General features: G+C 38.9%; 11 protein-coding genes. 3 read left to right on the forward strand and 8 right to left on the reverse strand.

The features are described 5' to 3' along the window. Positions 1-7: 7 nt before the first annotated feature. Entirely contained in the window at positions 8-970 is a 963-nt protein-coding gene (gene corA, locus CD33_RS10305) for a magnesium/cobalt transporter CorA (protein ID WP_036200585.1), read from the reverse strand. Between the two features lie 232 nt (positions 971-1,202). Here corA and CD33_RS10310 point away from each other — a divergent pair, with 232 nt between their 5' ends. After that, positions 1,203-2,057 (forward strand): manganese catalase family protein, encoded by an 855-nt coding sequence (locus CD33_RS10310; RefSeq protein WP_036200587.1) that lies wholly within the window; start codon positions 1,203-1,205, stop codon positions 2,055-2,057. Positions 2,058-2,114: 57 nt separating this feature from the next. Here the strand turns inward: CD33_RS10310 and CD33_RS10315 are convergent, their stop codons facing one another. From CD33_RS10315 to CD33_RS10330, 4 genes are read right to left on the reverse strand one after another with little or no spacing between them, the layout of a single operon-like run. After that, positions 2,115-2,804: an ABC transporter permease gene (locus CD33_RS10315; RefSeq protein ID WP_036200588.1), complete on the reverse strand. Its 690-nt coding sequence runs from the start codon at positions 2,802-2,804 to the stop codon at positions 2,115-2,117. Next, complete coding sequence (locus tag CD33_RS10320) at positions 2,804-3,715, reverse strand: osmoprotectant ABC transporter substrate-binding protein (RefSeq protein ID WP_036200589.1); 912 nt, start codon at positions 3,713-3,715, stop codon at positions 2,804-2,806. The genes CD33_RS10315 and CD33_RS10320 overlap by 1 nt, the downstream gene beginning before the upstream one ends. Further along, a complete protein-coding gene (locus tag CD33_RS10325) occupies positions 3,712-4,359 on the reverse strand; it encodes an ABC transporter permease (RefSeq protein ID WP_036200590.1) in 648 nt (215 codons plus the stop codon). Before CD33_RS10325 ends, CD33_RS10320 begins: the two co-directional genes overlap by 4 nt. Then, positions 4,356-5,537 carry a betaine/proline/choline family ABC transporter ATP-binding protein gene (locus CD33_RS10330; RefSeq protein WP_036200591.1) on the reverse strand — a complete coding sequence of 394 codons (1,182 nt, stop codon included), beginning with the start codon at positions 5,535-5,537 and terminating at the stop codon, positions 4,356-4,358. Before CD33_RS10330 ends, CD33_RS10325 begins: the two co-directional genes overlap by 4 nt. A 380-nt stretch (positions 5,538-5,917) precedes the next feature. Between CD33_RS10330 and CD33_RS19460 the strand changes: the two genes are divergently transcribed. After that, positions 5,918-8,665, forward strand: coding sequence for a M14 family zinc carboxypeptidase (locus CD33_RS19460; RefSeq protein WP_052130164.1), 2,748 nt, complete (start codon positions 5,918-5,920; stop codon positions 8,663-8,665). A gap of 112 nt (positions 8,666-8,777) precedes the next feature. On the opposite strand, the gene CD33_RS10340 is transcribed toward CD33_RS19460, so the two are convergent. Next, positions 8,778-9,617 carry a DUF2268 domain-containing putative Zn-dependent protease gene (locus tag CD33_RS10340; protein ID WP_036200592.1) on the reverse strand — a complete coding sequence of 280 codons (840 nt, stop codon included), beginning with the start codon at positions 9,615-9,617 and terminating at the stop codon, positions 8,778-8,780. 136 nt (positions 9,618-9,753) lie between these two features. On the opposite strand from CD33_RS10340, the gene CD33_RS10345 reads away from it, so the two are divergent. Next, positions 9,754-10,005: a hypothetical protein gene (locus CD33_RS10345; RefSeq protein WP_036200593.1), complete on the forward strand. Its 252-nt coding sequence runs from the start codon at positions 9,754-9,756 to the stop codon at positions 10,003-10,005. Between the two features lie 60 nt (positions 10,006-10,065). On the opposite strand, the gene CD33_RS10350 is transcribed toward CD33_RS10345, so the two are convergent. Both CD33_RS10350 and CD33_RS10355 read right to left on the reverse strand, forming a co-directional pair. Beyond that, positions 10,066-10,398, reverse strand: coding sequence for an ArsR/SmtB family transcription factor (locus tag CD33_RS10350; protein WP_036200594.1), 333 nt, complete (start codon positions 10,396-10,398; stop codon positions 10,066-10,068). Next, complete coding sequence (locus tag CD33_RS10355) at positions 10,398-10,826, reverse strand: SRPBCC family protein (protein ID WP_036200596.1); 429 nt, start codon at positions 10,824-10,826, stop codon at positions 10,398-10,400. Before CD33_RS10355 ends, CD33_RS10350 begins: the two co-directional genes overlap by 1 nt. Between the last annotated feature and the right edge of the window lie 102 nt (positions 10,827-10,928).

A 10,928-nucleotide genomic window follows, 5' to 3' on the forward strand; every position in this document is an offset into this window, starting at 1 on the left:
TCCAACCTTATTTAAACCAGCCTTTCCTTCTGAACCAAAGCAACATAATAATACCGATGATCACCATCAACACCAGCGAGAACAGATACCCAAACTTCCATGAAAGCTCGGGCATATGCTCGAAATTCATGCCATAAATTCCGGCTATGAAGGTTAAAGGCGCAAAGATTGATGTAATGATGGTAAGTAGTTTCATGACATTATTTGTTTGATGTGAGTTTAACGAGAGATAACTATCTCTTATATCTGCAGTGACTTCCCGATTTGTCATGACCATTTCCGATAATTTCAACAGATGATCATAAATATCTGAAAAGTATTCCCTTCTCTCGCTAATGCGGTTGACATTCAAATGGTGGGAATTCAGCATGCGGTAAAGTAAATCCCTCATAGGATTGACTGAATGCAATAGGTTCAATAGCATATTTCTCGTCTCAAATAATTCATTCATCAGATGATTCATCGATTTCTTGTTCGTATTTTCAATCATTCTTTCCAGCTCATCTTCGATTTTATAAATCAACGGAAAGTAATTATCTACGATTTTATCCAGTATTTCATAAAAAATATAATATGGATCCCAGCCAGTTATTGAATCTTGGGATAAAAATCGATTCCAGACTTTTGAAACCTCTTCCGAAGGCAGCTTATGGAATGTAACAATACAGCTTTCCCCTACAAAAAAATCTAATTCATCCTTGTAGATACTCTCGTTTTCTTCCCGGAGGAGATGGGTTACATAAAATGTATAGCTTTTATAATAATCCAATTTAGGGCGCTGAAATTCAAGTACACAGTCCTCGATCGCAAGAGGATGAAAATGGAAAGTATCCGCAAGATGCTGGATTTCCTCTTCCGTTGGCTCGCTAAAGTCCACCCAAAACCATTTATAATCCGACAATACCGCTTGATTAATCGCAATATTCTTTTCTAAGTGATTGTCAGGTGTAATACCTAATATATTGATCATAAGACTTAACCCTCTCGAATTTAAACATATGTTATAAAAGGAATTCCCTTTTGCAAAGCTAAGCAAACTTTCGTTTGAAGTAATAGAAGTATGTAACTGCGTGCCCATTATTAGTCGTAGCCAATGGCAATTTCTATTCCCTGCTGTTTGCCTTCAATTTTTATGCTGAATAGAATCGAAAATCTTACGAATACTTTCTATGAGGCAAACTACTTTCTAGGGAGGGAAATTCGTGTATTTCTATAAAGAAGATTTAATTAATATGATTGTTCCAGATAAACCAGATCCTGCTGCTGCAAAGGTTTTGCAAGAAACCCTTGGTGGACGTTTTGGAGAAATGCGTACAATGATGCAATTCTCATTTCAAAGTGCCAATTTCCGAGGCAAAGCAAAGCCATACCGGGATTTAATTCGTGGTATTTTTCTTGAAGAGATCAGTCATGTTGAGCTTGTTCAGACTACTATCAATCAATTATTGAATGGTGCCGGGGATTCTGGTGTCGGCAATGCCGGGATTGATCAGGCCCCACTAGATGAGGCGATAAAACACGCAAATCCGCATCACTTCATCATGGGTGCCCAAAGCTCATTGCCAGTTGATGCAGCCGGGAACCCTTGGATGGGGAATTATGTTTACAGTCATGGAAATTTAGTGGCTGATTTATTAGACAACCTCGTACTTGAGTCGACTGGCGTTCTTCAAAAAACAAGAATTTATGAAATGAGCTCAAATAAAACACTCAGGGAAACGCTAGCCTTTTTAATTGTTCGTGATAATGCCCATCAAAACGCTTTCGCCAAAGCTCTTGAAACACTGGGAGTGGAATGGGCAAAATTATTCCCTGTACCGAATTATGACATTACCAAGTATCCGGAATGCCAAAAATATATTGATATGGGCTTCCATAATGCATTCTTTAACTTCCGATTGGATGACCATCGTGTAGGGGAAATCTTCACTGGCCAATCACCTAGCCGCAACGATGGCGAACTGCGTGTAGTTGATCCGCCGGCACCTCACCCAATTCCTGAATTGCCTGAAATGCCAAACGAACACAGCCCAGGATTATCCGATTTAAGTAATTAAAACAAGTGCTAGTCTCTATTTTTCCATAGAGACTAGCACACATACTGCACTTTTATCTCACATCGGCGAGATTACCTTTTTTTGTTGACGTTTTACCGGGTCTAATTGACGCTCTATGGCTCCTAGTAATATATCCGATAAAATAGCCATCAAAGCTGTCGGCAGAGCACCGGCCATAATAATCGCTGTTCGATCCGTTGCATTTGTACCCCGGATAATAATGTCGCCTAAACCTCCAGCACCAATAAATGCCCCGATAGCTGTAATACCAATGGCAATGACAAGGGCAATACGGATTCCTGTAATCATCACCGAGAGCGATAAGGGCAACTCAATCATATATAACACTTGTGTCTTCGTCATCCCCATACCTCGCCCTGCATCTGTTACACCTTTATTGATCGTTGTAATACCAACATAGGTATTTTTTATAATGGGAAGTAACGAGTAGAAAAAAACCGTTACAATAACAGTTGTTTTTCCTAATCCTAAAACAAGCATTAAGATCGCCATTAATGCTAAAGCGGGTATCGTTTGTATAATATTAGCCAATGTAATTACAACGTTAGAGGCTTTTCCATACTTCGAAATAAAGATGCCTATCGGAATTCCAACCAGGGCCGCCAGTAGTACACCATATATCGAGATTAAGAAGTGATCAAGAAACTGATTAAAAACGTACAAGCCATTTTCCTGCATATAGAAGATAAACTGATCTGTTGCAGACATTTGGGACATATCCTGCATTACTCCCCACCTCCTGAGAAGTATTTGTGTTCTTTCAAGAATTGTTCCGCCACTACAGCAGGTTCGATTAAATTATTGTCCGCCAAAAAGTTTAATTCCTGCATTGTTTCAGTAGAGATTGTTCCGATTAATCGTTCCACTGCATCCTTGACTTCCGGTTTTTCCTCTAGTAGTTCATTATCAGCAAATGGACTTGCATCATAAGGGGGGAAAAAATTTAAATCGTCTTCTAATACGACTAAATCATAAGATGCAATACGTCCATCCGTTGTATAACCGAGGACTACATCTAGCTCGCCGGAATCTACCGCATCATAAACCAAGCCAATTTGCATTGGGTAGGTGCGTGAAAAATCAAACCCATATTCTTCGACAAACGCTTTATATCCATCCCCTTCACGGTTCATCCAGGAAGTATCTACACCTGCTTCAAGTTCACCGGCTACGGAGGCTAGATCACTAACTGATGTTAAGTTATATTTTTCTGCTGTTTCCCTCGTTACCATAAAGGCATACGTATTTTCAAACCCATATGAATCGAAGAAAGTTTGATTAAAGTCTTCTTTAAACTCCTTCTGCACAAATGCAATTGCCTTATCCGCATCTTTTATAGGTTGAGCCTGCAATGGGCCTGTAACATCGGTCCCGGTATATCTGACAGCAGACATATTAGCATCCCCGTTTACCATCGCTTGATGGACGACCGTACCCGTACCCAGGTTATTTATGATTTCTGCCTCTTCATCTGTATAATGTTCAATCATATATTTCATTATATAGGCCAATATTTGGCTTTCGGTTGTTACAACTGAAGCGATTTTTATTGTGCTGTCTTCTTTATTATTGGAGAATGAGCATCCACTGACTAGTAAAGATAAAATAATGGCACTCGCTAGCAGAATACTTCTCATGCGGCATGACCCCCTTCAATCCTTAATCCTTTCGGAGTAACCCATTTTTCCAGCTTGGATAAGAGAAAGTCGGCAAGCAATGCCAAAAGAGTAACAATTATGGCACCACCAATAATAAATTCTGCTTGATATAAATTTAAACCGTTAAAAATAAAGTCACCTAAACCACCGGCACCAATATAGGAAGCAAGCGTTGCCCAGGAGATGACATAAACTGCGGATAGCCTGATACCTGACATAATGACGGGAATCGCCAACGGCAGCTCTACTAATACAATGGACTGGACGGTTGTCATACCCATTGCAATCCCTGCACCCTTCGTATTTCCATTAACCGAGCGCATGCCGATGAACGTATTATTTAAAATCGGCAATAATGAATAAATACATAATGCAATTACGGCTGGCACCTTCCCAACACCAAATAATGGAATCATGATCGCCAGCAATGCTAAGGATGGTACAGTTTGCAGAACACTCGTAATAGTTAAGGCAACCTTCGAAATATATTTAGATTTTGATAAAAGGATTCCTATCGGGACGGCAAAAACCACGCCTAAAGCTAAAGCAATCATAGAAATATAAAAATGCTCCCAAGTCTTCAAAAGGATATCCGAGCTGTTTTCAATGAAAAAGGTCATCATCCGCTAATCAACTCCCTAAAACTATCAGAAACGGTTTGCCCTTCGGATGAAGTTGTCGGTTCTTCATCCCCCCAAATTGTGTCATAAACGATATCTACAATATTTGCACGTGTCACTAATCCTACTAAATGATGTTCTTCATCAACGACAGGGATATTTTTTAAATTACGTTTTAAAATTCTTCGGACAGAGTCTTGTAATTTGGAACCAGTTTTTACGTAGAAGATGTCTTTTTCATAGCATTCTGAAACACTTCTCTTCGTTTTACGGGCACCCGTAAAGCTTTCCACATCCAAATATCCTTGCAGTCGATTATCGCCATCCGTTACAAATAGCGTATCAACCCGTTTTTCCACCATTAAACGAATGGCTTCATCCAGACTTTTTTCAATTGTTATGGAGATAGGCTTTATCATTACTTCATCAACGGTCTTAATATTCGGTTTTTGTTGAATGAGGCGATGGGAACCGATAAATTCTTTAACAAAATCATTAGCTGGGGCTGCTAATATATTATCTGGGGTATCGAATTGAATTAATTTTCCTTCATGCATAATCGCGATTCGATCTGCTAGTTTGATCGCTTCATCCATATCATGGGTAACGAAAATAATTGTCTTTTTCAGTCTCTGTTGAAGATCTTTAATCAGATCTTGAAGTGTATCCCTGGTAATCGGGTCAAGCGCACCAAAAGGTTCATCCATCAATATGATGTCTTGGTTTGCAGCAAGAGCGCGCAAAACACCGATACGTTGCTGCTGCCCCCCTGAAAGTTGGGCTGGGTACAAATCCAAGTAAGACTCTGGTAAATTGACCATTTCAATCAAACGGCGAGCGGTCTCGTCCTTCTTCTCTTTCGGCCATTTCAAAAGTTGTGGAACCAATGTAATATTTTCTCTTATCGTCATATGTGGCATCAAACCAATCTGCTGTATGACATAACCGATACTCCTCCTTAAAGTAACGGCATTCATCTTGGTCAGGTCCTTACCGTTCAAGGTCATCCTCCCACTTGTAGGCTCGACCATTCGGTTTATCATCCTTAGTGCGGTCGTTTTACCACTTCCACTTGTGCCAATGAATGCAATTAGTTCTCCCTCTTGGATATCAAGATTTAGCTTATCAACAGCGATTTTGCCGCCTCGGTATATTTTAGTTAAGTTTTCTATTTTCAACATGCTTTAATCTCCTTCCTCGCCTTCAATCATCCGCAGATTTAAGTACAAATCAAAGGGAAAGATTTACTTTCGCGCATAAAAGCGGCAAATTGACATTCCTCCATAAAATTATGTAGCAAGCAATCTATCTTTCAAGTACTAACTACCCTCTATTTTTTTATATAAACCAGTTTGAAAACGCACGGAAAATTCAAGCACAAGGGGGGATAAATGAATTAGATAAGCCATCAATCGGAGCGGGCGGCACAATGGAGCTATGTTATTTCTAGTTATTTTTTTGATATATTTGGCGCTGCTAAGCATATTTTCAAAAAAGTTTCAAATTTCATACTATATTAAGATATTATTAGATTAATAATTAGAGGGAGGAATAGAATATAATGCATAACAAGAGAGCACCGAAAAAGATACCTTCTTGGCTTCTCATATTTATCTTAACCTGTTATACACTATTAACCGGCTTACCAAATACGGCTTTTGCTAATACGGAGGAACAAATCATACAAGAAGATGCTTCGCCCGAAGATAATCCTCAGACAATTGGAGATATTGCCAACATAGAAGTGTCAGAGCAAAATAATACATACGATCATCTTATTACTGGTCAAACTTATCTCTTTATGTTTAAGCAAGACTACATAAACAACCAAATATCAATTACCAAAGGTGCAGAGCTCGGTGGTATCGCAAGTTCTGAAAATACAATCCAATTAATTATTGGAGAAGACACTTTATCAATCGATAAAAATGATGTGGAAATGATTGGCGCCACTGAGAATGGTGCTAATCATGTTCTTGAAAAGATAACTGCGAAAGGTACATTCACTATTTTTAAAGATAGCCAAATGACGATTCCCTTGGTTACAAGTACAAGAACAATGTCATTAAACGTTCTTGAAAAGGAAAATCATCTGTATACTGTTGATATAGGCAATACAACAGGTTATCTACCAATTGATTCAGCTGCAGTTGAACAAGCACAAGCAACAGAAAACAGTTATTCGGCCACTATTATCGCAGATGGGAATTTGCTTTCTGCAGATGGTGAAATTGCAGGTACAATCCATCAAAGCAATACAAGTTATACAGTCGAACCGGCGTCCGACCCTACTAAAGTTAAGATGACGATTGGGAACCATCAATATTTAATCGATAAATCATTAACTTCAACAACCGATCGTACGACTGCATCACAAGCTTCAACTAGAAATGAAATCATCCAATTAAAAGAAAATAGCACTATTTACTCGGATAGTAATCTTACAACCGCCGCAGTGTCTCTGTCCCAATCTGACAGAATAGGAATTGTTGGAGTTAATGGGAGTAGCTATGAAGTTTTAGTTGGACAAACCGTTGGATATGTCCCTATTCTCTCGACAATGGATGATTTCACTGTCCAACTGAAATCCGATGCGAAAATTTACGCTGATTCCAACAAATCTCAAGTCTTGGCCATCAATACAAATACATCCACAGTTTATACAGTTTCTAGAACTGAGGACACTAATCTCTTTTTAATATCAATTGGGGACTATCATTACTATGTTGAATATTCTGATTTAATTTTCACTGAAGATTCCATTACTTTAACAGATAATTTGCGTAAGGACACACTTACAACAAAGGCAGGATTTATTTTATATAAGGATGCAAGCACAAAAACACCTTTAGTGAAAAATGGGCTGGCTAATCAAAGGTTTACCGTAGTCGGTATAACCGGGCAATATTATCGTATTCTCTTCGGTGGTACCGTTGCGTATTTACCAGCTAAATACGCAACTGGCTTCGGCCCCAACAAAGAAATATCGACAATCGGAAGTTCTATATTGTACAAAAAAGTAAAAGATAACTACTATCCCTTTGGAACACTTAAAAGCGGTTTTACCTTTAAACCAACTTCAGCTAATTCAAAGTATTATTTGTTTACAAAAGATAATATAACTTATGCTGTCGAGAAGAGTGCGGCTGCTCCAACAAACAAATCGGCGACTTTAACAGTCAAGCAAAATGCCTCTTTCCCTATTACTTTATATACAGAAAATAACATTGCTGTTTATGATGAAACGGGGAATCATATTGGTGCTCTATACACTGCTAAAGGTGTGGACCTACTGGGGATTTCAAAAGACAAAAAAAGAGCCATTATCAATTTCATGGGACAGAGCGCACAAGTAAAATTCGAAGAGCTTTATCATAAAGACATTGTTAATGGGAAATCAACCGTCTCTTACTCGAAAATGTCCTATTATATCGAAGTATTATCACTCCTGTACCCTGAATTTACTGAACGCGAAATTATTGGATATTCCGCTGAAGGGCGCGCCATCTATGGTCTTCGTGTAGGAACAGGCGATAAGGAAATATTAATGGACGCTTCTTTCCATGCCCGCGAACATATGACCACTAATGTATTATTGGAAATGATAGATACATATAGTTTCTCATTTAACCGCAATGCGGTATTTAACGGATGGGATGTAAGAAATACTTTAAATAAAGTATCTATTTGGTTCTTGCCGATGATGAATCCTGATGGCGTTACCCTCGTTCAACAAGGCATCAGTGCACTAAAGGATCCAAAAAACATCAGTTATGCGAAAGCATACGCTAAAGACGGATCATTTAAAAGTTGGAAGGCCAATGGTCGGGGAGTAGACTTGAATCAAAATTTTGGCGGCGTAAGTTGGGACAAGATTCCTTCCAAAAAAAACTACCGAAACTATAAAGGTCCAAGTGCATTCTCTGAACCGGAAACACAAGCATTTGTAGAGTTTGTAAATGAACATAGATTCAAAACAAATCTTTCCTATCACTCCTCAGGCAGCATCATCTACTGGGGCGGAGTCCAAACAGCCAGTGAATTGGAACGCGATCGCAAACTTGTCAATAAAATTGCCAACTTAACGGGATATAATCCTATTAAGCCGAAAGGTGCCGCATATAACTATAAATATGGCTCGGGGAACTCCACAGCTTGGATGATAAAAGAAAAACGTATCCCTGCAATCACAATTGAAATTGCGACGTATCAAGGTGAAATACCTGTGGCATTAAACCAATGGACCTCCATTTGGAACAAAAATAGAACCATTGGGTTACATGCCGCGAAAGAAGCAGCTTCACGATAAACGTATGATGAAGTGATTTTAACCAGTTACTTACGAATTGTGAGTAACTGGTTTATATGTTTATACGATGAAGCGAATAAACATATAAACCGAGGTTCCGCAAGAAAGTTCGCTAAAATTTAAATATGGAACCTTCTAGTATTGTTAGGGAAGGTACTTTATATAAAATTTCCTGATTGGATGATCCCCCATTTGCCAGATAAGAGCGGACAATTTTGTAGCCAAGACAGTAGCCGATCCACTTTGGCAGCCCTTCTCCCTCATTGCCATATAAATATGAGAAATGGTTATCCACACTTTTTAATTTGATTGCTTCCACAAAGTGGTTCTTCCATACTTTCATACACTCTTCCTGTGAATATCCCTTTGTCCATGGGGATAACAAATTCTCACCGTATAACTCCCCAACAGCACATTCTGCCATTCCTTCGATTAGCAGAGAATCTAGCAGCTCAATTTCATGTGGAGATTTATTTAGGTAAGCAAGTCTGCATATATGGTGATACTCATGTGCAAACAAAGCTCTCAATTCTTCTGTTTCAAGTTCTGCGGATACGAATAAAATTAACAAATTATTATAAGAGACTCCATTCTTTGTTACTTCTTTACCGTCCACAATAGGCCGATGCTTTGTAAGTGGATAAATAAATATAGATACATCTGGTCCTTTCCATTTTTCTTTTAAATAGTCATATTCTTTTTGAATCGTATTCCAGACTCGTTTTGCTTCAAGCCTCTTTAAAACGTTTTCTAAAGTATTACTTTCAGATGGCTCAAATATCCCTCTCCATAAAAGCTCTTCCTGGATTTCATCGCATGAAGCTTCAGGGAAGTATCCCCTTAACTGTTCACACAGAACTTCGCGATGCATTTCTACTATCTTGACCTCCGTCTGCTGTTTGGACATTTCATTTAGTTTATGCAATAACGGCTTCGTATCTACGACTGACATCTACTTCTCCCCATTCCAAACTGTTATTTCTATAATTTATTGCTGCTATGGGAATATGTTTTGGACTCATAACTCGTGTCTAATTAATTTAGCTCCATATATTGATTATTAGTCTAGCAAAAAGGGGGGAAATAGAATGAATCCAAGAGAAGCATACGATCTATGTTGCCGTCACATTGGCAAAAGAGTCCACATAACGGAAAAATGCGGCCGTCGACACGTTGGTACTATTACTAGGGTTGATAGGGACATGGTTTGGATTATGCCAAGTCGTCGTTTTGGCGGCTTTGGTCTTGGCTACTGGGGCTTTGGCGGAGGCGGATTAGGTATTGGAATCGCAATCGGTGCAATTGCTGGAATCGCTTTGGCAGGAGCTTTCAGATGGTAATATGAATAAAAGAATCTATTTTGGACACATGCTCCAAAGTAGATTCTTTTATAATTAAAATTATTTATTTAACGTGTCGTTTTCAACTGCATACTTCAGTTTTGCCAATTTGTTATACCAGAATTTCTCATAGTAGGCGAGCCAATCCTTTAATTCCTGCAAGGGTTCAGGTTGAAGGTAATAGATTTTCTCTCGCCCATTCTTCTCCCCACGCACTAATCCAGCTTTCGTCAAGACATTCAGATGCTTTACAACGGCCGTTCGACTCACGTCAAAATGTGAAGACAGCTCAGCAATCGATTGACTGCTCTCTGAAAGTAATTGAAGGACCTCTCTTCTGGTCGGATCGGCCACCGCTTGAAATACATCGACTTTATGAGCTTCCGCATTCATTAAGCTTCAACCAGTTGTTTTAATTTCCGGACTATACCTGACCAACCTTGATCCATTGTTTTGCGAATTGCCGATTGTGGTTGTTGTGCTTTCGGTACAATCGCTTCTCCTTCTTTCCAACCTCCGTGAATCACGGTGAATTGCGTTTCACTCCCTATTTCCTTCAGGAGGAATGTTAACTCCCAGCCATCTGTATCCCAACCAATCAAAATTTTTGTCGGTTCTACAACTTCGATTACCTTACATGGAGATGGACCGAATGGGGACTGTATTGTAAATTCATGACCTTCTATCAATTTAAAATCACTGGGCATAAACCATTCCGCAATTCCTTCTGCTGTCGAAACATAATCCCAAACCTTCTGAATTGGTGCCTCTATTGATACTGTTTGGATAATGTCAGGCAGTTTATTTTGTTCATTTGACATGTGTTATGGCTCCTTTTACTTAAATATAACCTAAAGGTGTTATATTGTGATTATATAGAACCATATGGTGTTATGTCAAATATCGTTCCATTAAAAAATAAA

This window comes from Ureibacillus sinduriensis BLB-1 = JCM 15800, assembly GCF_000772955.1.
In the GTDB taxonomy this organism is placed as follows: domain Bacteria; phylum Bacillota; class Bacilli; order Bacillales_A; family Planococcaceae; genus Ureibacillus; species Ureibacillus sinduriensis.